This is a genomic window from Pseudoclavibacter sp. RFBG4, from assembly GCF_002931515.1.
Lineage (GTDB): Bacteria > Actinomycetota > Actinomycetes > Actinomycetales > Microbacteriaceae > Pseudoclavibacter.
On record NZ_PSYC01000011.1, the window covers coordinates 32113 to 55958 of the forward strand.

General features: G+C 65.8%; 19 protein-coding genes. 17 read left to right on the forward strand and 2 right to left on the reverse strand.

Going from position 1 to position 23846, the window contains the following annotated elements; all coding sequences use genetic code 11:
• Window positions 1–11 precede the first annotated feature (11 nt).
• Window positions 12–1097: an acyltransferase family protein gene (locus tag C5E10_RS02870; RefSeq protein WP_181062607.1), complete on the reverse strand. Its 1086-nt coding sequence runs from the start codon at window positions 1095–1097 to the stop codon at window positions 12–14.
• A gap of 355 nt (window positions 1098–1452) precedes the next feature.
• On the opposite strand from C5E10_RS02870, the gene C5E10_RS19015 reads away from it, so the two are divergent.
• From C5E10_RS19015 to C5E10_RS02925, 11 genes are all read left to right on the forward strand, one after another.
• Entirely contained in the window at window positions 1453–2058 is a 606-nt protein-coding gene (locus C5E10_RS19015) for an SGNH/GDSL hydrolase family protein (RefSeq protein WP_181062608.1), read from the forward strand.
• A 212-nt stretch (window positions 2059–2270) separates the two neighbouring features.
• On the forward strand, window positions 2271–3731 hold the full coding sequence (locus tag C5E10_RS02880; RefSeq protein WP_104330354.1) for a polysaccharide biosynthesis tyrosine autokinase: 1461 nt from the start codon (window positions 2271–2273) through the stop codon (window positions 3729–3731).
• 184 nt (window positions 3732–3915) lie between these two features.
• On the forward strand, window positions 3916–4965 hold the full coding sequence (locus C5E10_RS02885; RefSeq protein ID WP_104330355.1) for a polysaccharide pyruvyl transferase family protein: 1050 nt from the start codon (window positions 3916–3918) through the stop codon (window positions 4963–4965).
• A gap of 9 nt (window positions 4966–4974) precedes the next feature.
• Complete coding sequence (locus C5E10_RS02890; RefSeq protein ID WP_104330356.1) at window positions 4975–6441, forward strand: lipopolysaccharide biosynthesis protein; 1467 nt, start codon at window positions 4975–4977, stop codon at window positions 6439–6441.
• A 36-nt stretch (window positions 6442–6477) separates the two neighbouring features.
• Window positions 6478–7350, forward strand: a complete 873-nt coding sequence (locus C5E10_RS02895; protein WP_181062609.1) for a glycosyltransferase family A protein — start codon at window positions 6478–6480, stop codon at window positions 7348–7350.
• Window positions 7340–9406 (forward strand): acyltransferase family protein, encoded by a 2067-nt coding sequence (locus C5E10_RS02900; RefSeq protein ID WP_146080132.1) that lies wholly within the window; start codon window positions 7340–7342, stop codon window positions 9404–9406. Before C5E10_RS02895 ends, C5E10_RS02900 begins: the two co-directional genes overlap by 11 nt.
• Window positions 9399–10715 (forward strand): O-antigen ligase, encoded by a 1317-nt coding sequence (locus C5E10_RS02905; protein ID WP_104330359.1) that lies wholly within the window; start codon window positions 9399–9401, stop codon window positions 10713–10715. Before C5E10_RS02900 ends, C5E10_RS02905 begins: the two co-directional genes overlap by 8 nt.
• Before the next feature lie 76 nt (window positions 10716–10791).
• The gene (locus C5E10_RS02910) at window positions 10792–12000 is read left to right on the forward strand and encodes a glycosyltransferase (protein ID WP_258070976.1); all 1209 of its coding nucleotides are present in this window, start codon (window positions 10792–10794) and stop codon (window positions 11998–12000) included.
• A complete protein-coding gene (locus C5E10_RS02915; RefSeq protein WP_104330361.1) occupies window positions 11997–13181 on the forward strand; it encodes a glycosyltransferase family 4 protein in 1185 nt (394 codons plus the stop codon). Before C5E10_RS02910 ends, C5E10_RS02915 begins: the two co-directional genes overlap by 4 nt.
• Complete coding sequence (locus tag C5E10_RS02920; RefSeq protein WP_104330362.1) at window positions 13181–14254, forward strand: glycosyltransferase; 1074 nt, start codon at window positions 13181–13183, stop codon at window positions 14252–14254. Before C5E10_RS02915 ends, C5E10_RS02920 begins: the two co-directional genes overlap by 1 nt.
• A gap of 183 nt (window positions 14255–14437) precedes the next feature.
• The gene (locus C5E10_RS02925; protein WP_104330363.1) at window positions 14438–15748 is read left to right on the forward strand and encodes a UDP-glucose/GDP-mannose dehydrogenase family protein; all 1311 of its coding nucleotides are present in this window, start codon (window positions 14438–14440) and stop codon (window positions 15746–15748) included.
• 54 nt (window positions 15749–15802) lie between these two features.
• Here C5E10_RS02925 and C5E10_RS02930 read toward each other — a convergent pair whose 3' ends face one another.
• Window positions 15803–16390 (reverse strand): YdcF family protein, encoded by a 588-nt coding sequence (locus C5E10_RS02930; protein ID WP_104330364.1) that lies wholly within the window; start codon window positions 16388–16390, stop codon window positions 15803–15805.
• 153 nt (window positions 16391–16543) lie between these two features.
• Between C5E10_RS02930 and C5E10_RS02935 the strand changes: the two genes are divergently transcribed.
• The 6 genes from C5E10_RS02935 to C5E10_RS02960 all read left to right on the forward strand — a co-directional run bounded on the left by C5E10_RS02935 (window position 16544) and on the right by C5E10_RS02960 (window position 23844).
• Entirely contained in the window at window positions 16544–17620 is a 1077-nt protein-coding gene (locus C5E10_RS02935) for an acyltransferase (protein ID WP_104330365.1), read from the forward strand.
• 131 nt (window positions 17621–17751) lie between these two features.
• Window positions 17752–20004, forward strand: coding sequence for a hypothetical protein (locus C5E10_RS02940; RefSeq protein ID WP_104330366.1), 2253 nt, complete (start codon window positions 17752–17754; stop codon window positions 20002–20004).
• A 144-nt stretch (window positions 20005–20148) separates the two neighbouring features.
• Complete coding sequence (locus tag C5E10_RS02945) at window positions 20149–21066, forward strand: UTP--glucose-1-phosphate uridylyltransferase (protein WP_104330367.1); 918 nt, start codon at window positions 20149–20151, stop codon at window positions 21064–21066.
• Between the two features lie 173 nt (window positions 21067–21239).
• Entirely contained in the window at window positions 21240–22736 is a 1497-nt protein-coding gene (locus C5E10_RS02950; protein WP_104330368.1) for a phosphatase PAP2 family protein, read from the forward strand.
• A 186-nt stretch (window positions 22737–22922) separates the two neighbouring features.
• Window positions 22923–23309: a VOC family protein gene (locus C5E10_RS02955; protein WP_104330369.1), complete on the forward strand. Its 387-nt coding sequence runs from the start codon at window positions 22923–22925 to the stop codon at window positions 23307–23309.
• 7 nt (window positions 23310–23316) lie between these two features.
• Window positions 23317–23844, forward strand: a complete 528-nt coding sequence (locus tag C5E10_RS02960) for a DUF3995 domain-containing protein (RefSeq protein WP_104330370.1) — start codon at window positions 23317–23319, stop codon at window positions 23842–23844.
• Window positions 23845–23846 lie beyond the last annotated feature (2 nt).

Below are 23846 nucleotides of genomic sequence, written 5' to 3' on the forward strand. Positions count from 1 at the left end.
GCGGGTGGGGGTCACCGTGCTCGTGCCGGGCTCAGCTTCTCTCGTCTCGGGAAGACGAAGAGCGCATCCACGACGCGGCTGCGGCGGCGGAGTGCGACAGCGCCGAACGATACGGCAAGTGCGGCCAGGATGCACGCGGTCATCATGACGGGCTGCGCGGTGACGCCCCAGGAGTCGAGCAGTTTCACGACCACGATCTGCAGCGGATAGTGGATGAGGTAGAAGACGATCGAGTTGCGGCCGACGTGCTGCAGAGCGCGGGAGAGGGCGGGCTGTCGCGTACCGTCGAGTGCTCCCCGGACGCGTCTCGCGAGCAGCATGGTGCCCGCGATTCCGGCGAGTACGACGGGAACCCAGATGAGGTCGAAGCGCTCGATGGCGCCGCGGTCGTCGGTGGCCGGTGTCTCTGCGCCGCCGAGAGCCAGGCCGTGTTCCTGGAGCACGAGGATGGCCGCGAAGAGCGAGCTGCCGGCGAGGAGCGCGAGCATCGTGGGCGTCGTGTCGAAGCGGCGCAGCCGGTGTCGGTTCTCGGCGATGAGGTAGCCGGCGAAGAAGAAGCCGCCGTAGTAGCTGAGGTCGAAGAGGGTGCCGTCCGGGGCAGCGAAGCTCAGCAGCCAGAGGGCCACCGGCACGGAGGCGAACCAGGGGGTCGGGATGCGGGTGAGCATCGGTGCGGCGAGGTAGGCGAGGAACAGGCAGAGGATGAACCAGAGCCAGCTGCGGGTGATCCAGCCGTCCGGGCGCATCCACTCGGTCGGGTTCTCGGTGGCGATCCAGAAGATGACGAGCCACACCACGTAGGGCCAGGCGAGGGTGCGGAGCTTGCTGGCGTAGTAGTGGCGGCGCGGTTTGGCGAGGGCGAGGGGGAGGAGGAGCCCCGACAGCAGCATGAGCGAGGTCATGCGGAAGGGCGCGAAGTACAGGGTGAGGTCGTCGATGACGGTGCCGGGGGCGACGTCGGCGATGTGCATGGGAACGTCGATGGCGTGGTTCGCGACGACGAGCAGGATGGCGGCACCGCGGATGATGTCGATCCAGCGTTCGCGGTGCCGGGGGAGGGGCACCGCGGGCCGTCTCGTCTCGTCGTGCGCTGCCATGATTTCCCCGTCTCGCCGTGTCTCGACGCTACACTTGCCGGTTTTTTGGGCCGGAACATGGCGAATCGAGACAAAGTTAGGATTCATTTCGGGGCGAAATTCCGCGGATTTCAGCGTGTCGAGGGGATCGGAAGTTCCCAGGGGAGTATCAGCTTCGCCGCTGGGCCGGTACGATCACATGGAAATGAAAACACGCAACCAGAGTGCGCGTCGTTGGCCCCAGCTGACACTGCTCGTGGTCGTGGCTCTCGCTGCGGTCGCGTTGGTGGCTTTGGCGTTCATGCCACGTGAGGCCCCCGCGGGGACCGGCGCAGAACCTATTCTTACGATCTCCAGCTCAGAGGACACCGGTTCGGTGTCGGGCGCAGCTGGCGCTCCATCCGCTTCGGCACCGTCGGCGACCCCAGCCGGCACGGGCCTCACCGTCGCGTTCATCGGCGATTCCTACACCGAGGGTGTCGGCGCGAGCGACCCGTCGCTGCGCTGGTCGACTCTGCTGGCTGCGGCCAACGGCTGGGAAGAGCTGAACCTCGGCGTGAGTGGCGCGAGCTACGGCCAGGGCCTCGAGGAGTGGAACTCCTACGCCGTCCAGGTTGAGGAAGCGATCGCCGCGGAGCCTGACGTGGTCATCGTCTCCGGCGGCCTGAACATGTCGGAGCTCGATCAGGCGCTGGGCGTCGAGTCGGTCTTCACCGAACTCCGCGCCGGGCTGCCGGATGCCCGCATCCTCGCGGTCTCCCCGTTCTGGGTCAGCACGGCGTACCCGGAACAGCTGACGCTCACGAGCGAGCTCATCGAGGCTGACGTCACGGCCGTGGGCGGCCAGTACCTGGACGTCGGTCACCTCTTCGAGGACGAGTTCCAGTACTTCGAGCTCGACGGCCTGCACCCGGACGACGCCGGCCACCAGCTGATCGCGAACGCGGTCGACGCGGGCCTGCCCGTGGAAATCGGCGGCTGATCGGCGTTCTGCGCCATCGTGTGCCCGATCTGCGACAGGTTCGTGACGTTTCACGAATTTACAGCCCAATAACATGACACCAGTAGTATGAGGCCGGGCTTGCCCCAGCTTGCCTGAGATACCCCCTGCGCTCCGAACCGCGAGCCACCCGTTTCGTGCCAGCCGCGAAAGCGGCAGCGGCACGAGCGCAAGAGACACACGGACGGACCTTTATGGAACTGCGCGACTACCTGCGAATCCTGCACAAAAACTGGATCGCGATGCTGATCTGCACGCTGGCGGGAGTGGCCGCAGGAGCTGGGGTGTCACTCGTGATGACGCCTACGTATTCTGCCACCGCCGAGCTGTACGTTTCGGTTCGTTCCTCCGACGGAACCGAGGCGCAAGCGCTGAACCAGGGCACGACGTTCGCGCGTCAGGCGGTCCAGTCGTACACGACGGTCGTCAACAAGGAGATCGTCACGTCTCGAGTCGTCGAAGAGCTCGGCCTCGACTTGACGCCAGCTCAGCTCGCGTCGAAGATCACGGCTTCCAATGCCCTGAACACCGTGGTGATCGAGATCTCCGTCGAGGATGAGGATCCGCAGCTGGCTGCCACCCTGGCGAACGCCGTCTCGGCGAACTTCATCGAGGTCGTCGTCGATGAGCTCGAGAAGCCCGAGGGCGCCGCGCCGAGCCTCGTCAAGATCCAGCCGGTCCAGTCGGCCCAGGTTCCCCACGCTCCGGTTTCGCCCCGAGTGCCTCTGAACATCGTCATCGGAGCGGTCATCGGCATCGCGCTCGGCGTCGGCGTCGCCGCGCTCCGCCAGCTGATCGATACCAAGGTCCGTAGCACCCACGACATCGCGCAGATCACGGACCGCCCCGTGATCGGCACCATCGCCTACGACCCGGATGCCGGCAGGCGGCCGCTCATCGTCCACGAAGAGCCGAAGAGCCCCAAGGCCGAGTCCTACCGCGCGCTTCGCACGAACCTGCGCTTCATGGATATCGAGAACACGCGTCACAGCTTCGTCATCACGAGCTCGCTCCCCTCCGAGGGCAAGAGCACCACGTCCGCGAACATCGCGATCGCGCTCGCCGAGCAGGGCGCCAAGGTCGTTCTGGTTGACGGTGACCTCCGCAAGCCGAAGGTCGCGACAACCATGGGCGTCGACGGTTCCGTCGGTCTGACCGACCTCCTGAGCGGCCGCGCCGAGCCGAAGGACGTCCTGCAGCGCTGGGGCCGCGGTCGTCTCTATGTGCTCCCCGCCGGACGCATTCCCCCGAACCCGAGCGAGCTGCTCGGTTCCCACACGATGCAGCAGGTCCACGACCAGCTGCTCGCCGAGCACGACTACGTCATCATCGACGCGCCGCCGCTGCTCCTCGTCACCGACGGTGCGGTCCTGAGCGAGCTCGCGCACGGCACCCTGCTCGTCGTCGCCAGCGGTCAGACGCCCCGATCCGCCCTTGCCGGCGCGGTCGCCCAGCTCGAGGGCATCGGCTCCGAGGTCTCGGGAATCGTGGTCACGAAGGTTCCGACCAAGGGCCCCGACTCCTACGCCTACGGTTCCTACGGCGCGTACGGCGCCTACTACGGCACGGACGAGTCGGGCAACCCGACCACGGAATACCGCAAGATCGGCACGGGGCAGATGCCGATCGTTGCCAGGAAAGGCACTCGAAAGTAGCCGCGCGCACAACTAGATACAGGTCAGCCGTGTTCCCGTTCCCGTCGCCACAGCGATGCAGGGGATTCGGGTCGCGGTGACCGGCTCCAAGCTGGGGCTGGCGAACCTGACAGCACTCGCATGGACACCCCAAGACGCGAGCACGACCAATCTATGAAGCGAACACCACTTTGAGAGGGAAACAGTGACCAGTCTGTTCATCACGGTGACAGGTCAAGAAGACAACCTCGGCGATTCTCTGCTCCGGCGCGGTTACCTCCAGTCGGTCAGGTCGCTCGGTGAGCTGCACGTGCTCACCGGATACAACTCGCCGGGATACGTGACCGGGCTCGGGCTCTCGGACGTCGATATCGCTTATGCCGATCGAGGCGCCTGGGAGCGACGACTCGTGCGCGAGGCGTTGCTCGGCCGTCGTCCAGTCCTGCTCCTGAACGCAGGTGAGGCACGCATCTCCGACGGACACGAGTACGTGGGAGGTCGCCTGGATCTGCTCGCCAAGCTCGTCTCGGCACGCGGCGGGCGCGTGGTGCAGACCGGTCTCGGCGTCCGCGAGGGGATCAAGGCTCGCCCGAGTGCGCGGCTGCAGAAGTTCCTCGAGCGGGCCGACCTCGTCACGTGGCGCGACCCCGAGTCGCACGCAGCCGTGGGTATCGGCTCGGTAGCGCCTGATTGGGCATTTGCGCTCGAAGTGCTGGAAGCCGACGCTGAGCCGGAGGCTCGTCCGTACTTGGCCGTGAGCATGCGCGGAGATCGTCCTGTTCCTGACGCCGCCTGGCTGGCGGCGGTCGACGGTCTGGCCCGGAAGCACGCACTCACTCCTCTGCTCGTCACGCAGGTTCAACGCGACAACGAGCGCGCGCATGAGATTGCCTCCCTGCTCGAATCCGGTGCTGAAGTGCGAGCCTGGAACGACACCTCGCACGCCACACGGCTCGAGGAGCTCGAGGACGTCTACGCCTCCTGCAGGGCGATCGTCAGTGACCGGTTGCATGCCCTGGTGCTGGCCGCCAGCCGAGGCGCCGTTCCTGTCGGGCTCAGCACGGGCAGCGCTGAGAAGCTCAAGCGCACGCTGTCTCCGGCGCACCTCGACGACTGGTGCTTCGATGCCGGGGCAGTCAGCACCGCGGTCCACATCGTGCTGCCTTCTTCAACAGAGATTCTCGAACGTCACCGTCTCGCCGGCGCAGAGTTGCGCCGCGTCACGTCAGCGCTCGAAAAACTCGCGGCTGTCTAGGCGCTGCCGATGAGTGGAGAGAAGGGGCTGACTGCACACGCGGCGCGCGGCGGCGCGATCACGATCGCGGCGCAGCTGGTCAAGATCGCGGTCATGGTGCTGTCGATCGTCGTGCTCGCGCGGCTCATCAGCCCAAGCGACTACGGCATCTTCGCGATGGTCATCGCCATCGTCGGTGTCGCTGAGATCTTCCGAGACTTCGGTCTGTCGATGGCGGCCCTCCAGGCCAAGACGCTGTCACAGCAGCAGCAGAGCAACCTCTTCTGGCTCAATCTGGCTATCGGTGTAACCCTCACCATCCTGGTGTTCGGATCGTCATGGCTCATCGCGGCCTTCTATGGCGTGCCGGAGATCGTCGCCATCGCTCAGGTGCTCTGCCTCTCCTTCGCGCTGAACGGCGCCTCGACGCAGTTCAAGGTGGTCATCAACCGTCGCCTCGAGTTCTTCAAGCTCTCGCTGATCGATGTTGCCCCGTATGCGGTCGGATTCCTGTTCGCCGCCTGGCTCGCGTGGTCTGGATGGGGCGTCTGGGCGCTGGTCTGGCAGCAGGTGATCGTTGCGATCACCACGCTGCTCTTCGCCACGATCCTCGCCAGATGGATCCCATCCATGCCGAAACGCACCAGCATGGACGGCCTGGTGGGCTTCGGCTGGCGGATCGCGGTGACTCAGATCATCGGCTACTTCACGCGGAACATCGACAGCATCGCAATCGGGCGCGCGTGGGGGAGCACTCAGCTCGGTTTCTATGACCGCGCCTACCAGGTCGTCATGATGCCGATCAATCAGATCAACGCGCCGCTCTCTCGTGTCGCGGTGCCGACCATCTCTCGGGTTCGCTCCGAGCCGGAGCGCTTCGCAGGCGCCCTCCGCCAGGCCCAGCTCGTGACGCTGTACGGAACCGCCTCGGTCTTCGGCTTGCTGGCAGCCAGCGGCGACATCGTGGTGCGCATCGTCCTCGGTGAGACATGGGTTGCTGCGGGGCCGCTCGTCCAGGTCCTCGCGATCGGTGCGGTCTTCCGTGCCCTGTCGCAGATGTGCTACTGGATCTACATCGCCAAGGGCCTCGCGTCAGAGCAGCTCAAGTTCTACTTGATCGCGCAGCCGGCCCTGGCGGCCGTGATTCTCATCGGGTTGCCGTGGGGTGCCGCCGGAGTCGCCATCAGCTACGCTGCCGGCCTGATCGTCTACTGGCTGGTTTCGCTGGTCTGGGCGTGCCGCAAGGCGGAGACCTCTCCTCGGCTGCTGCTCGTGGACGCCGCGCGTGCGCTGCTCGTCTTCACGCTCCCCGCCGCGCTGGCCTGCTTTGCGGTCACACGGTTGGTTCCCGTTGAGAACGACCTGGGTCGCCTGATGTTGGGCATCGCTGCCGCCCTCGTCTGGTGGGCCGTGTCCGCTCTTCTGTTCAAGACCATTCGCAGCGACCTGCGCAAGCTGATCGGCTTCGTGCGATCAGCATTGCAGCGACGGAAGTAGGGGACCGTGACTCAGACGATGCGAACGATCGCGTGCGTGATACCAACTCACCTTCGAGGGGCCTACCTCACGGAGGCTGTCGAGTCGGCGCTCGCGCAGACCCTCGCCCCCCAGGTCGTGATCGTCGTGAGCGATGTGAAGGATGACGACGCTCGCTCGGCGATCACGTCGATCGCGAACTCCACCGAGATCGACGTCAGGTACGTCGAGCGTCTCGAAGGTCCGCAGGGAGCCTCAGGGTCCAGGAACGCGGGTGCGGCGATCGCCGGGACTGACATCCTCGCGTTTCTCGACGACGATGACCTCTGGGAGCCGACGCATCTCGAGCGTGCCCTCTCCGTGCTCCAGGGGGACGGCGTCGATCTGTCCGTGCCTTGGATGATCGAGTTCAGCGAGAACCACGCCAGGGACTGGCACGCCCCGGAGCCTGGCCTCTCCTTCGAAGAAGTGGTCGCCCAGAACCCGGGTGTCACCGGAAGCGGCATCGTGGTCACCCGCCGCGCGTTCGAAGCACTCGATGGTTTCGACCCGAAGCTTCCGGTCAAGAATGACACCGACTTCCTCGCTCGGTTCCTGCAGGTGGGGTACGACTACGGAGTCGTCCGCGAGCGACTGGTGCGGCAACGCCAGCACCAGCTCGGTCAGCTGACCGGCGTGACGGAGCGTCGTGCTGCCGGTACTGAGGCGTACATCGCCAAGCACAGCAAGAGTCTGTCGCCGAAGAACCGGCGCCTCCTGGTGCAGTCTGTGCATAGGATCAGGTCCCACTCTGCGGAGACGCTGCCTCGGCGTCTCTACCACCTCGCTCGCGTCGCAACGTTGCATTCGCCTGTGGTGCTGTTCCGAAAGCTCATCACCGGCAGGGAGAAGGTCATGGCGAGAATCCGAGGTGGACGAGATGGCAACTGATCACAAGGTGGCGGTCCCCGCTCAGCCGCAGATCCGCCCTAAGAGCGGATTCCGCGGCGATATCCAGGGCATGCGCGCTTTCGCGGTGTTGCTTGTCCTCTGCTACCACGCCGGATTCGTTGGCTTCTCCGGGGGCTTCGTGGGCGTTGACGTCTTCTTCGTCATCTCCGGCTTCCTCATCACGACGCACCTGATCGGTACCCGGACCAAGACAGGGCGCGTCGACTTCGCAGGCTTCTATGCGCGGCGGATCCAGCGACTGCTTCCTGCCGGAATCACCGTCATCGTCCTCACCGCAGTCTTCGCGGCGATCTTCCTGCCGCGGGTTCTGCTTCCGGACGAGTTTCTCGCGGGCGCGGCTGCGCTTGCCTACGTGCCCAACATGTACTTCGCTGCGAAAGGCAGCGACTACCTCGCCGACGGCAGCGAGTCCGTGTTCCAGCAGTACTGGTCACTCGGCGTCGAGGAGCAGTTCTACCTCGTCTGGCCGCTGGTCATCGTTGCGCTGTTCGCACTCGGGCGCGGTCGACTCAGGGTCATGTTCCTCGCGGTCGCTGCCCTGGTCCTCGGCTCATTCGCCCTGTGCCTGTTCGTGATGTCCACGTCTCAGCCGTGGGCCTTCTACTCACTGCCCACTCGCGCCTGGGAGCTCGGCGTGGGCGGCCTCGTAGCCATTCTTCTCCTCGCCCGGCCCCAGATATCCCGAGGGCTCGGCGCGGTCGCATCCGTCCTCGGCGCACTCCTCTTGCTCGGATCCGCACTCTTCATCACCGGGACGACCCCGTTCCCCGGTCCATATGCAGCTATCCCCGTCGTGGGAAGCGCGCTGCTCATCCTGGGCGGGGCAGTCGCCGTTCCCGGGCCGATCCAGCGAGCGCTCGCCTGGCGTCCAGTCCGGTGGATCGGAGATATCTCGTACTCCATCTACCTCGTGCATTGGCCACTGCTGATCATCCCCGAGCTGGCCGTCGGTGAAGAGCTGCCGTTCTGGGTCAGGCTCTCACTCGCGCTGGTATCGATCCCGGTTGGCTACGCGCTCTACCGTTGGATCGAAGATCCGATTCGGAAGCTCAGGTCGCCAAAGCTCAAGCCGCGACGTGTGCTCGCGTTTGCGTTGACCGTTGCCGTCGTGCTCGGCGGTGCCAGCATCGGTGGCCGCGTCCTGTCCGAGAACTCGACCGTCACGGCGGATGCGCCCGCACAGGTCCTGCAGTCGCCTGTGCTCGCACCCCCTGAAGTGCTCGAGGTGCCGTCGAACCTGACGCCATCGCTCATGACCGCAGCCGACGACAACGCGCTCGTGTATTCGACGCCATGCCACGTGACTGAGCGCGCGACCTCCTTCGAGCCGTGCACCTTCGGGGACCCTGACGGAGACCGGACGATCGTGCTGTTCGGCGACTCCCACGCCGCGAACTGGTTCCCGGCCATCAACCTCATCGCGAAGCAAGAGGGAATCAAGGTCGAGTCCTACTCCAAGTCACGCTGCTCCTCGAGCTTCGTCGAGAAGAACTTCGACGGCCGCGCCTACTGGGAGTGCGACGAGTGGCGCGAGGCCGTCGTCGAGCGGATCGAAGAAGTGCAGCCTGAACTGGTTGTGCTCTCCAACTACGCGCCGGTCTCAAGTGGCGACACCTCCTTCGTCAACCAGACGGATCCGAGTGCCGAAGTCTGGGCGGAGGGGCTCAAGACGTCGCTCGCGGCTATGCCAGCTGCAAGTCAGGTCGTTGTCCTCGAGGACACGCCGCATCTTGCGCAGGAACCGCTGCTGTGTCTGTCGAGGGACGTGGAGAACGCAGCCCAGTGTGCCGTTCCGACCGCCCAGGGGACCAATGCGGACCTGGCGGGTCTCGAGCGACAGGCAGTCGAGAGCTCGGGCGGCGCATACCTCTCCTTCAACGATTATCTCTGCAACGCCGAGGAGTGCCCTGCGATCATCGGCAACATCCTCGTCTATCGAGACACGCACCACCTCACGGCCTCGATCAGCGAGTTCATGGCGCCCGTGATCAAGGCGAGGCTTGTCGACGCATATCTAGGAGGCCCACGTGGCTAGCGTCACACGAGTCATCGTCCCGTCGCCGCTGGTCCAGCCGGTGGCACCCCAGGCGAAGAAGCGCGCGAGTGGCTGGCTCAGACGCCCCGTTCTTCTCCTCGCAGTCGTGGTCGCCTTCTGCATACCTATGGCTCGGATCGTCTTCGGTACCGAGACCAACAACATCAACGTCATCATCTGCGGTCTACTGCTGGTCTTCACGGTGTGCGGCTATACGCAGCGGCCGCCGTACTTCTGGCTCTGGATCCTCGGTGGCCTGATGGTGCCGCTCGGCTCGCTGTGGTCAGGCGTGAACAGCTCGGTGACTTCGTCCCTGATCGTTGGCGCGCTCATGGGTATTATGTTCATCCTCTTGCCGGGCGTGATCACCCGGATGCTGGCCGACACGCCTCACGCTCTTCGCTGGGTGGCCGGGAGCTTCCTCGTCTCCCAGACCATCTCCGGACTTGCGGGCCTGCTTCAGCTCGCTGGCATCAGCGTCCTGGGGTACGGCACCGTCTTCGGCCGAGCTGTCGGGTTGGCCGGCCATGCGAACGCGCTCGGCTTGATGGCGGGCATCGGACTCGCGATCGCGGCGAGCGTTGTCATGACGCGCTCGTCTCTCCTGCGCACTGTCCTGATCTTCACGATGGCCGTCAACGGCATCGCGCTGGTCGCGACGGGAAGCCTGAGCGCCATGATGGCGGTGCTGCTCGCCGCGCTATTCGTTGTCCTCGTGTCGCGGAAGTTCTTCCGGCTCCTGATCGGTGGAGTGTTGGCCGCCGCTGTCCTGATCCCGATCTACCTCTTCGCCGCGGGAGGCGAGGACGTGCTGTTCTCGTCGGTCATGTATCGAATCGGGGTGGTCACGGGCGAGAGCGGCGGCGGAGGCGCTGCCTCGCTCGACATCCGCGAAGGCACGTACACCTGGGCACTTCAGTGGATCTCGGAGAGCCCCTTCGTCGGTGTCGGGATGGACCCGATGAACTCGACGACATTCGACGGCAAGACGGTTGTGCACAACTATCTGCTCCGTGGCTGGTACCAGGGCGGAATCCTCGTCGCGCTCTGGCTGCTGCTCCTCACAGCTACGGCCGTGTTCTCGATTCTGCTCGGTTCGCTGCGCAAGAAGCGCGCGTTCTGGCCCGCATCCGTCGTGCTCCTGATCCTCATCTTCGCCTCTACGGCCGCCTTCCTGAACCAGGCCATGTACTGGCTTCCCCTGATCTTCGCGATCATCGTGGCCGCACGCATGCTGAGAGCTGACCCCGGCAGCGGCGAGCCTCCCACCGAGGCGCCGTCCACCGCATCTCAGAGTCGTAAAAAATGAGCGTTCCCACCCACCCCATCGTTCACCTGTGCCTGCACACGACTTTCCCCCCGAATCGACAAGAGAGGTTCTAGGCATGAGCAATCCGACCCCCCAAGGAACTGCCAAGCAGATGAGCCAGCACGACCGGTCGAACCAGCAGGACAAGCCGCGTGAAGAAGGAGGAGCGCAGTCATCGCAATCCGGTTCTCGCGGGGTGCTGATCCACGAATGGATCGAGCCACGCGGCGGAGCGGAGAAGGTGCTTGACGCGCTCGCAGAGACCTTCCCCAAGGCCCCGATCCGCGCGCTCTGGAACGACGCTCCCCAACGCTATGAGACCGGGCGAGTCACCGAGTCCTGGTTGGCCTCGACAAGGCTGCGAAGGAGCAAGAGCCTCGCGCTCCCCTTCATGGAGACCGCGTGGCGCAGCATGGGGCACTCGGAAGCAGAGTGGATTCTCGCGAGCTCGCATCTCTTCGCCCACCATGCGCGCTTCTCGGGCCCCGCAGCCGATGCGAAGCGGTACGCCTACGTGCACACACCTGCCCGGTACCTCTGGGAACCGGATCTGGACGTGCGCGGGCAGTCGAAGGTGCTGCAGGCGGCAGCAGTGCCGTTCAAGCAGCTTGATTTTCGTCGCGCGCAATCCCTCGACAAGATCGCGGCGAACAGCGAGTTCGTCAAGCAGCGGATCGCACGCTGCTGGCATCGGGACAGCACGGTGATCTACCCGCCCGTCGACGTCTCGGCGTTCACGAGCTCCCTGCTCGACGAACTCTCTGGCGCCGAAAGGGATCTGCTCGATTCGCTGCCGGCCGACTTCGTCCTCGGAGCGTCCCGTTTCGTTCCATACAAGAAGCTCGATACCGTCATCGACCTCGGAGCGGCAGCGAGGGTGCCAGTGGTGCTGGCCGGTTCAGGCCCGGGTGAGGAATTCCTGCGGAGCTACGCGCAAGAGTCAGAGGCAGAGGTGCACTTCATTCTCAGCCCGAGTCACGCGCTGCTCCGAGAGCTCTACGCTCGCGCCATCGCCTATGTCTTCCCACCCGTCGAGGACTTCGGCATCATGCCGGTGGAGGCCATGGCGTCGGGAACGCCGGTCATAGCCAACGCGGTCGGCGGTGCACGTGAGAGCGTCGTCCACGAGCAGACGGGGTACCTCCTCGAGTCCTTCGACCCGGTATCGGCACGCGAAGCCGTGGACGCCCTCTCGTCGATCGATCGCGGTGCCTGCGTAGAGCGAGCACGGTCGTTCGCGCCTGAACGGTTCAAATCGGAGATTCAGGAGTGGGTGGCCGCATGAGCCAGGTCATGAAGGTCGCGCACCTTGATCACGTCAACACGAATGGTGGAGCAGAGCTCGCTCTCGCACGGATGCTGCAGGGCAAGCCGTCATGGCGCCCGCTCGTCATCTTGCCGAAGAGGAGCAATGACGAGAACGCAGTCTTCACCGACGGTCGTCTCCACGAGGAGGTCGGCGTACTGAGGATCGGACCCCAGCAACCGGTCGGGGCAAGCAACGCGGGCGGCATCGGCAAGCTGGCTGGCATGGCCATCCGGCTGCTCGGGCAGGCGCTCGTGCTGCGGCCAACCCTTCGCAGACAGCGCGTCGAGGTCGTGCACGCCAATTCGACGAGGTCGGCCATCTACGGTGTGCTGGCGGTCCTCGGATCTCGCCGGACCTTCGTGGTGCACCTCCGCGACATGATCACTCCGGAGAGCATCGGCGGTGCCGGCCACGCACTCTTCACGAGACTCGCCCTGCGCCGAGCAGACGGGGTCATCGCGAACTCCTCGGCCACGCTCGACTCAGCGAGAAGCAGCATCCGTGAGGCCACGGCAGTCGCCGTGATCCCAAGCGCCGCGGGAATCGCGCGCATCGAGGCGGACTCACTCCCTGACATCGCTGCCGGGGAGCGGATCAGGTGCATCGGGATGGTGGCCCGAATCGACCCGTGGAAGGGCCAGGAGCTTCTCGTTCGCGCACTTGCCAGAGCCGATCTCTCGGCTGATTGCCGCCTGATGTTCGCCGGCGGGGCACCGTTCGGCAATGAGCCCTACCTCGAGGAGCTCCGGGCGCTCGCCGCGGAGCTCGGCATCGCCGATCGAGTGGACTTCTGCGGCCACGTCCGGGATGTCAACTCGTTCATCGATGGCCTTGATGTGTGCGTTCAAGCCTCGATCCGTCCCGAGCCGCTCGGTCAGAACGTTCTGCAGTACCTCTCTCGTGGACGCGCAACGATCGTCGCAGACGAGGGCGGACCCACAGAGTGGGTCACGGACGGTGAGAACGGACTGACCTTCCGTTCCGGTTCCGAAGAGGACCTTGCGCTGCAGATCGATCGACTCGATCAGGACGCATCGCTGCGGAAGGCGCTCGGCAGAGCAGCAGTGGCAACGGACGGGCTTGCGGACGATCAGGAGATCGCGAACCTCCACCTCGCCCTGTTCGCTGACGCTCGGTCACGAAGGGCGGGCAGGTGATGGTGAAGGTCGGTTTCGTCGCTTCGCCCCTGACCGCACGGTCGGGTGTCTACCGCTCTGCGCGAGAACTGGTCTCGGCTGGCCGAGACGAGTCACTCGACTGGCAGCTTCTCCTCGGAGTCTCCGCGGGAGCCCCCGGGGGGCGCCCTGCGGACGATCCGGAGTGGATCGTCGAAGAGCACGCGGAGCCGTCAGGGCTCGGAGGTGTGCGGGCACAGAGCCGCAGGGTGAGGGATTTCGTCGAAGAACGCGACCTCGACGTGGTCGTGAGCCTCATTCCGCAGACGGACATGGCTCTCGCGATCGGGAAGACCCCGTGGATCGCCTTCACGCGTGGGCTCCCATGGCCAGCAGCTGGCGAGGCGAAGCTGGGGAAGCGTGTGGCGTGGAGGACCCTGGAACGCGCTGCCCTGCGGCGGGCACGTGAAGTCTGGGCGACCACCGGCGTGCTGCGCGATGATCTCGATCTGCGTTCCCCCGTTGAAATCGTCCCTGCCGGTATTGCCCCGCTTGAGCGGAGCTGGGATGGCGCTGGTGCACGAACGAACGCCGTATGGGCTGCGAGATTCGACGAGGACAAGAGGCCGCACCTCTTCGCGACGGCTCTGCAGGACTCTGGCATTCGCGGTCGGATGTTCGGAACCGGGCACCTCCAACGAGAGATCGCGGCCAGCGCCCCCTCGAACGTGACGATCGAAGGATGGGCGCCCCCGTCTGCGTTGTGGGAGGACGCGTTCGTGTACGTGGGCACGTCCTCTCGGGAGGCATACGGCAGGAGCGCGGTCGAAGCGGCGATGAACGGGGTCCCCGTGGTCCTCGCAAGCAGCTTCGGCTGTGCGGACCAGCTGGTCAGCACGGATGAGTTCAAGCGCTTGTTCGTGCTGGAGAGCGCCGACCCGGCCGCGTGGCGTGAGGCCGTGCAACGGCTCCGCGACGACGAGGACCTCCGACGTCGCTACTCGGATCACCTCGTCAGCAATGCCAGAGCGCTGACCATTGCCGCGTCCGCGAAAGCTGTGGCTCGCCGCCTTCAGGAGCTTCAAGATAGGGGAGTGCTGAAAGCGCGTCGTTGATCATCTTGCTGAGACTCCTGGCTCCCTCCTTCCGGAATCCGTTCCAGACGAAGGCAAGTCTCGGTACCCTCGACTGAGCCGCTCTGCCCCCCCCCAATAGAACCGTCATCGTCGCGGCCCCGCATATTCGTGCGCTGTGCCACGGCCTGACCCCCCCCAGATGAAATAGATCCAGGAGTGATTTTGAGACTTTCAGTAATCGGCTGCGGTTACCTCGGCGCCGTGCACGCTGCCGCAATGGCCTCGATCGGACACGAAGTCGTCGGCATCGACGTCGACGAGGCCAAGATCGCGATGCTCGCCAAGGGCAAGGCTCCGTTCTTCGAACCAGGGCTGCAGGAGCTCCTGACCCAGGAACTGGAGTCGGGTCGTCTCCGCTTCACCACCGACCTGAGCGAAGCGTCCAGCGCGACCGTGCATTTCATCGGCGTGGGCACACCCCAGAAAGCTGGAAGCTATTCGGCTGACCTCCGGTTCGTGAATGCGGCAGTCGACGGACTTCTGCCGTACCTCAAGCCAGGGGACATCGTTGCAGGGAAGTCCACCGTGCCGGTTGGCACGGCGCAGGAGCTGGCACCCCGAATCGTCGAGACTGGCGCGACTCTCGTGTGGAACCCCGAGTTCCTGCGCGAAGGCTTCGCGGTGAACGACACGATCGCACCTGACCGTCTCGTTGCTGGCGTTCCGAGCGGTCCGGAGGGCGAGCGAGCAGCGGACGTCCTCCGCGAGGTGTACCACACGGCGATTGCAACGGAAACTCCCTTCCTGGTGACGGACTACGCCACGGCCGAGCTCGTCAAGGTGTCGGCGAACGCGTTCCTGGCGACCAAGATCTCCTTCATCAATGCGATGGCTGAGATCGCCGAAGTGACCGGCGCAGACGTCACCCAGCTCGCGGACGCACTGGGACACGATGCGCGGATCGGACGCCGGTTCTTGGGCGCCGGCATCGGCTTCGGCGGAGGTTGCCTCCCGAAGGACATCCGGGCGTTCTCCGCGCGTGCGGAGGAGCTCGGCCAGGGAGAGTCGGTCAGCTTCCTGCGCGAGGTGGACGCGATCAACCTGCGTCGTCGCGCGCGTGCAGCTCAGCTGGTCGTCGATGCGCTCGGAGGAGACGTCCACGGCAAGTCGGTCACCGTGCTCGGCGCCGCTTTCAAGCCCCACAGCGACGACATCCGGGATTCGCCAGCTCTCGACGTGGCCGTTCGTCTGCACGGACTCGGTGCACGCGTGACGGTGACCGACCCCGAGGCCATCGAGAACGCACGACGCGTGCAGCCGCAGCTCACCTACGTGGCGGATCGCGACGAAGCCCTTGCGGGGGCTGACGCTGTGCTTGTCGTCACCGAGTGGGACGAGTACAGGACACAACTCGATCCCACGGCTGCTGGCGACCTGGTGAGCGGGAAGATCGTGGTCGACGGCCGCAACTGCCTCGACCCGGTCCGCTGGCGAGACGCTGGATGGCAGTACTTCGGCATGGGTCGCCCGTAGCGTCTCCATCAAGGCGGCCATCTCTCCCCAGGAGAGGTGGCCGCTTTGCTGTCGCTAGGCGCAACCGGGCGTGGCCGTGAAGGCCTTCAAGAAGCCCGCTGTCTGATACAGGTACTGGTATGGGAGGCTCCCGAGTGGAGGCGTCATTCCGTCGGAGATGACGGTGGCCTGTCCATCGAAGCAACGGTCGAGGTACAGCTGAGCGCGAGCGACATGCATCGTGCCGGTGACGACGATGACGCTCTGCCACTCGCGCTCGTCGAAGACCGACTGGAGGAGAGCCACTTCGCCCTGCGTCGTGAAGGGCGAGGGCTGTTTGCAGATGACGCGGAAGGATCTCGGCTCGTTGCAGATCCGGATGTTCTCCCGGCTGAGTCGACCGCCGTTCGCGTCCGCCGAGACGATGATCGTGTCGCTGTAGCCATCCGCGACGAGGCTGCGCGCGAAGTCGAGGCGACCGTTGTCGGCGGGGCCGAGCACCATGATCGCGTCCGACCGGGTCGGAGTGCCCTGGCTGGGAAAGAGAATAGGGCCGGCGGGGATGAGGACGAGGCACATGAGCGCAACCAGGAGCATGATCGGCGTGCTCACGTACCCGCGCTTCGCGGGTGCGTAGGGAAGCGGGTCGTCAGCGCTTCGCAAGGCTCTCCTCGAGGTGGATCCGGATGGGCGACGTCAGCTCGTTCACTGACGCGGCTCCGGCGTCAGGGAGCGGCGGTGCGACTGTCGAGATCATGTTACTTCGTGGAAATCCGCAGCTCATCCAGGCGGCGACTTCTCGCATAGTCTTGGGAAGTGCCCCGGATACCCAGTACATCCCGCGACTCGTCCATCGACATCGCCAAGGGCTTCGCGATCGTTGCGATCGTCTTCGGCCACGTCTGGCTCGGGCTCGAAGCCGCGGGCCTGATCCAAGACCTGCACACCTTCAACGTGGTCTACGACACGGTCTACATGTCGCATCTCAGTGTCTTCGCCTTCACTGCTGGCCTTTTCGTGCAACGAGGAATGCGTCGGGTCGGACCTTGGAAGTACGCCCTGGACCGAGATCTGACCTTCCTCTGGCTCTACCTGCTGTGGACCGCGGTCCAAGGAGGCGTGAAGCTGGCGGCGTCGAGCGTCGTGAATTCACCGACGTCGCTCGAGTCGGTGCTCAAGATCTGGACGCCGGACGCACAACTGTGGTTCTTCGGGTGGATCGCACTCATGATGGTCTTCACGGCCCTCGTCCGGCCCTGGGATTCACCTGCCAGGCGCGCAGCCGCGCTCTTGATCGCCGGAACAGGGTCGCTCGCGATGTGGGGCCTCGGCGGAAGCATCCTCGGCACCCAGGGCCTCGCGCTCACGATCTTCTTCGTGGTCGCGACGATCTGGCGGGGCGAACGTTTCCTCGCATTCGCTGCAGCTCGCTCGCGGTGGACCTTGATCGCGGCGGCGGTGCTCGGGCTGGGCACCATGGTCGTGCTCGGTGTCTCCGGCTTGGCGACGCCACCGACGCTTGACGGTGAGAGCCGGACGGTCGTGAGTGTGGTTCTCGGCACCGTGGCATCGACGGGTGGGGTCGTCGGCATCCTCGCGACGTCGAAGTTGGTGGCCGGCATGCCAGGGGCCGCGTGGCTTTCGAGCCTTGGCGCCAAGTCCATGGTGATCTTCGTCGCGCACATCGTGTTCACGTCCGGAACTCGAATCGTCCTGAACGTCGCGGGCGTCGAAAACCTGGTGCTCCAGGCGGGCGCTGGAACAGCCGTCGGGGTGCTTGGGCCCGTCGCTCTCGGCACCCTCGCACCGAAGCTCAAGCTCGGGTGGTTGTTCGAGCTGCCGCGACAGCTCGACCCGGCCATGGTGCGGTCTCGCAAGGTTCTCCAGCCGTGAATGAACCCCACGCCGCCCTCTGACCACGGTCCCGATTCCGGGAGTTACCGAGTGTGGGATGACCTGCTGGCCCTCTGCTCGCAGAGCATCGCTCAGGCAGCCCCGATCCCCCAATCTTGAGAAGAATCATCATGACCAGAGACCCCTCCGAACTCAGCCGTCGCTCTCTGCTGCTCGGAGCACTGGGCATGGGCGCCTTCGGCGCGGCGGTGCAGCTCGCGTTTCCAGCTTCCGCGGACTCTCCCACCCTGCTGCCGAAGGTCGGCGCGATCTCGTCCCCGTCCCGTGCCCTCTTCGCCCCCAACGAGCAGGTGCTCGGCCGGTACCTCATGAGCGTGACCGGCATGGCGAACGACATCGTGGACTACCACGGGGCGACGTACGGCTTCATGGGTGGAGGCTGGTGGCGGTCCCCCGACACTCAGAATCCCAAGAATGCTCGCACCATGGAGCACATCGCGACGCTTGCCTGGTTCTACGCCAACAAGCGGGACTGGAACCCCTACTACCTGGACCCGAAGCTGCTGAGCCGCCTCGAAGCGGCCATCGGCTATTACACTTCGCTGCAGTTCGACGATGGCAGTTACCCGGATTGGCGCGATAAGTCCTCGCTGGCTGCAACGACGTTCGGGATGGGCGTCCAAGCCGAGGCGTACGTCGCATTGCGCTCCGTGATGATGTCCGACCAGGCGCAGCAGCAACTCGCGCAGAGCCTCGAGCGATCCGTGAAGTGGTTCATGAATCCCGAAGCCAGGCACTGGCGCACGCCCATCCCGTACTTCAACCAAGTGCTCGCCGGCCTCGTGGGCGCTCAGCGAGCCCTGGAGGCCCTGGACAAGCCCACGACCACGCAGGATGCCGTGAACGAACGCACCTCGTTCCTCGTCGAGCACGGCCAGGCTCCAGCCGGTTTCCTGCACGAACCCTACGGCGTCGACTTCGGCTACAACTTCACCGTCGCACTGCCCGACGTCGCCTGGCTGTACCGTCACACCTCGCACCCGGCTCTCCTCAGTCTCGTGCAGCGGTACGTGGAGTTCATGCGCTACGCCGTTATCCCCGAGCCGGGAACCAGCGAGCTGTTCCACGTGCCGGCCCTGCACACTCGCGGCGCAGTCTCGAAGCTGTCGCGCTCCGCGGAGGAATTCATGGACCGGGGGGCTCTGGCGAAGGACTTCCTCGAGCAGGTCCCAGAGATCGCCCTGTTCTTTCCCACGAAATCAGAGAAGGACAAGGTACGCGCAGCGTTCCTGAACTCGAAGAAGGAGATCCCACCGCTCTCCAAACCCAGTGGCGACCCCCGGATCTGGATGCACGGTGTCCTCGCGCCCGACGGGCCGAGCAAGACCGCACGTGATCAGGTGGAAGCGGCACTTCCGATGCTGACGAGCGATCGCTTCGTCAAGCGTGCCCTCGGCTCCGTGGGCGACGAATACCTGTTCGTGCGCCGTCCCGGCTACTACGCCGTCGGCGTCTTCGGTGAGTGGATGCAGGGCGAGAACTCTGCACGTCAACTCGGCACGCTCTGGTCTCCGCTGATGGGCAGCATTCTCGTCAGTTCCAACGACGACGAGGCTGGGACGGGCTGGGAGACGATCGGCCCGGGCGGGGAGTTCAGCACCCGCCGTTCCAGCACTGTGGGGCGCTTCGTCGACGCGCGCAACGGCTCCTCGAAGAGCACCTTGTCAGCGGACGAGCTCTCGCAGCAATCGGGCTTGTTCTCACAGCAGGCGGAGTCCGAAGAGGGTGCGAGTCAGTACGCGACCGGGTGGAGCTACTGGGATTCGAGCCTGCGGTACTCCTTCATCACGGAGCAGGAGGGTGAGAGCACCCACAGACTGCCCCTGGTCTTGAAGCCCTCTGACGTCCTCACGTTTGCTGACGGCAGCACGTATTCCGCGGGCGATGCTGACCGGGACGTCACGACGACCAGCATCATCCTTGCGCGGGGGAGGCAGCGAGTCCTCTTCAGCTGGGGCACTGAACCGCGACAAGTCGCGCTCTCTCCCACCGACCATGAGATTGCCGGTGGTGTCGTCCACGCCGTCGCGATCGTCTTCGAGAAGCAGCTCCACCTGAACACGGTGTTCCTGGGCGATGACCCGTCCTCTCCTGTGCTGGTTGAAGCGCACCGACACGAGAGCGGAGAGGTCTCGCTGCGGGTGACGAGTTCGCCAGCTCTGGCAGGCGGCGAGGTGAGTTTCGACGGGTCTGTTGCGACCGGGAAGGTCTCCATTCCTGGCGTTGCCGACTACTGCGTGACCGAGCAGACGACTGCGGCATCAGAAGCCCGCACCTCCACGACGGGGCCGGCTGAAGTGCGCTTCATCGCGACGAATTCTCAAGGTTCGACGCTTGCGGAGACCGTCACCCCTATCGTCTAGCTGGGCGAGCCCGTCACGCCGTCCTCCGAGCCAGCGTGGAAGCTCCCATTTCTGTTGATCGACTGCACGGCGACCGAGAAAACGGGCGTAACCGTTTTCCTCCGGAGTTTCGGGGCGAGGTCGCGTGCCGATAGCATTCTCCTCATGCGCGCACCCATCACCAAGGCCGTCATCCCCGCGGCAGGCCTCGGCACTCGTTTCCTGCCTGCCACGAAGGCCATCCCGAAAGAGATGCTCCCCGTCGTCGACCGCCCTGCGATCCAGTACGTCGTGGAAGAAGCCGTTGAAGCCGGCCTCTCGGACGTGCTCATGATCACTGGGCGCCACAAGGCCTCCCTCGAGAATCACTTCGACCGTGTGGCCGAACTCGAGACGCTCCTCGCGGCTCGCGGTGAGCACGAGAAGCTCGCCCGCGTGAACGCGGCGACCAACCTCGCCGATGTGCACTACCTCCGCCAGGGCGACCCTCTCGGCCTCGGTCACGCCGTGCTCCGGGCCAAGCAGCACATCGGCCACGAGCCGTTCGCCGTGCTCCTCGGCGACGACATCATGTCCTCCGGCGGATCCCTGCTCAAGCGCATGATCGAGGTGCACGAGCAGACCGGTGCCAGCGTGGTCGCGCTCCAGGAGATCGACCTCGACCAGATCTCCGCGTACGGAGTCGCCGCCTACGACACGAGCATTCCGCGCGAACAGGGCGTCGTCGGCCCCGACACGATCCAGCTGACCGGGCTCGTCGAGAAGCCAGCCCGTGAAGACGCGCCATCGAACCTCGCCGTCATCGGTCGCTACCTGCTGCGCCCCGAGGTGTTCGAGGTCCTCGAACGCACAGCCCCCGGCCGCGGCGGCGAGATCCAGCTCACCGACGCGCTCGAGGTGCTCGCGGGCGATCCCGAGGCATTCGGTGGAGTCGTCGGCGTCGTCTACAGCGGACGCCGCTACGACACCGGCAACAAGCTCGAGTACATCAAGGCGACCGTCGAGCTCGCGAGCCAGGACCCGAAGCTCGGTCCCGAGCTCCGCCCTTGGCTGCAGTCCTTCGCGGCGCAGATCGCCGACTGAGCCGAGACGGCCACCGAACGGGGACCCCGCGCATGATGCGCCGGGTCCCCGTTCTGCTGTGCGCCTCTTTCCGCACCCTCGTTCACTAGCCGGTCACCTAACGGACATCGGCTGATTTCCCCGGGCCTCTACGCTCGCCGGGTTCATCCCCCGACCGTTAGGCCGAACCCCGCATGCGCATCACGACGTCACGACGACGCCTCGCTTCCACCATCGCTGTGACGACCGGGCTGGGGGTGCTCCTCTCCGGCTTCGGCGCGGGGGCAGCATCCGCCGCCGAGCCGTTCACGGACGACCAGCTCGCCTACGACTACCCGTCGAACGCCGAGTACGACTACGTGCCGATCATGGACCAGTTCTCCTGGCTCGTCACCGACCGCGCCGACATCATCGCGCTCAACGACAGCCAGACCGTCGACATCAACACCTCGGCCACCCCCGAGCAGGTCGAGCGCGCGATCATCGACCAGTACGACGACATGTCGGTCTCCATGGCCGACGGCCTCGGCGCGAACCTCGGCGCGATCTACTCCGAGGCGCGTCTCGCGGGCGAGCTCCCGAAGATCGACGCACTCCTCGCGAAGAGCGGCGGCCTCGTCGGCTACTACTCGTCGTCCAACCCCTCGAAGAACTACTTCGACTACGACCGCCCCTACATCCGCTTCCCAGAGCTGCTCCAGTACCGCGACAAGGAGGGCGGCGACGCCTGGGACTCCACGAGCGGCGCCTACCCCAGCGGCCACACCTCGCAGGCGTACTGGCAGGGCACGTCGCTCTCGATGATGCTGCCAGAGCTCGCCCCGCAGATCCTCGCCCGCACCTCCGAAGCCGGGAACAACCGCATCGTCATGGCGGCGCACTACCCGCTCGACGTGATGAGCGGGCGCATGATGGGCCAGCACATCGTCGAGCGCCGCATGAGCGACCCCGCGTTCCGCGAGCTCTTCGCCGAGGCCGAGGCCGAGCTGCGCGGGGTACTCGAGGCCGGATGCGGCGCCGCCCTCGTCGACTGCATCGAGGCCGACACCCCGTACCTCTCCGACGACGACGCCCTTGCCCTCTACGAGCAGCGCATGTCGTACGCCTTCCCGCAGATCGCGCCCGCCGGGGAAGCCGTGACGATCCCCGCGAACGCCGAGTCGCTGCTCATCACGAGCCACCCCGACCTCACGCCCGAGCAGCGCCGCCAGGTGCTCGAGCTCACCGCGCTCGACTCCGGCTACCCGCTCGACGAGGGTGCGGAGGGCAGCTGGCAGCGGCTGAACCTGGCTGCCGCCATGGCAGCTCAGGTCGAGGTCAACGCCGACGGGAGCATCCGCCTCGTCGACGCAGGAGCCGAGCAGCCGGAGCCCAGCACGCCGGGCACCGCCGAGCCCACCGTGACCCCAGCCCCGACGGTGGCGCCTACCGCCACCACGGAGCCCACCGCGTCCGCGACTGCGGCGCCCACCGCGTCGGCGACGACCACGCCCATTGCCTCCGCCACCGCCTCCGCCACATCGACGACCGCACCGGTCGCCGGCGGCGGCAACGCCGACAACGGCTCGGACGCGCTCGCAACGACCGGCGCCGAGAACATCGGCGCTGGCATCCTCGCCGCATTCGCGCTGCTCGCGACCGGCGTGACCGCACTCGTCGTGCGCAAGCGCTCCGCGAAGGCGAACAGCTAGCAGACGGCGAGAACACGAGGCCCGCAGGCCGCTGCACCCGAAGCATCCACCAGATGCCGGGGCGGCGACCTGCGGGCTTCGTCGACCACTGATCCACCTCGAGGCGCGCCCGTCCGCCCCACCGAACTTCCTGCGCATCCACGCCAACCACTGGCGTCGTCGTTCACCTCGCGGTGGACTTGACCCATGGCAAAGACAACACGCGTGCTCAGCGTCTCGGTTCCCGTCTCCGACGTGGATGCGTCGCTCGCCTTCTACACGGACGTGCTCGGCTGCGAGCTCGTCATGGACGTCGAAGCGTGGCCGGGCGCCCGCTACGTCGAGGTGCTCCCGCCTGGCTCGAGCGTCGGCATCGTCCTGCTCCCGCACGACAGCGAGATTCCCATCGCCGTGCGCCTCGGCACCACCGACGCGCAGGAGGCGCACGACCGGATCAAGGCCAGCGGCGTCGAGCTCCACAACACCGAAGTGCTGCGCTGGGAGAGCGTTGCGCCCATGTTCTCGTTCGAAGACCCGGACGGCAACGGGCTCGTCTACCTGGAGGACCAGCCCGGCCAGACACCGGGGGAGTAGGGGCCGGATGCGCGAAGATACCCGCACCCGCCGCTCGCGCAACGCGGCACGCATCCTCGTGCTGGCCGCGGCGGCGATCGGCGTCGTGCACGCCGCCTTCAGCGCCTACTGGGCGCTCGGCGGAACCTGGCTGCTGTCGACCATCGGGGCGATCGCCGTCGAGTTCTCGAGGCGTGAACCGGTGGAGTCCGGCCTGCTGCTCGGCACCGTCGCGCTGGTCAAGCTGCTCGCCGCGCTCATCCCGGTCGCACTCGACGCGCAGCGGATGCCGTGGCCGAGAGTCTGGCGCGCCATCTGCTGGGTGGGCGGCCCCGGCATCGTGCTCTACGGGCTCGTCAACATCGTCGCGAGCGGCGCCGTGCTGCTCGGCATCCTCGTGCCCGAAGGCGGGTACGACCGGGATGCCATGATCGGGCACGCCCTCCTCTGGGACCCGCTCTTCCTCCTCTGGGGGCTCGCCCTCACCGGCTGGCTCTGGCTCACGAGACCAACGGCCTCGACGACGCCGCCGACCACCGAGGGACGCGTCAAATAAAC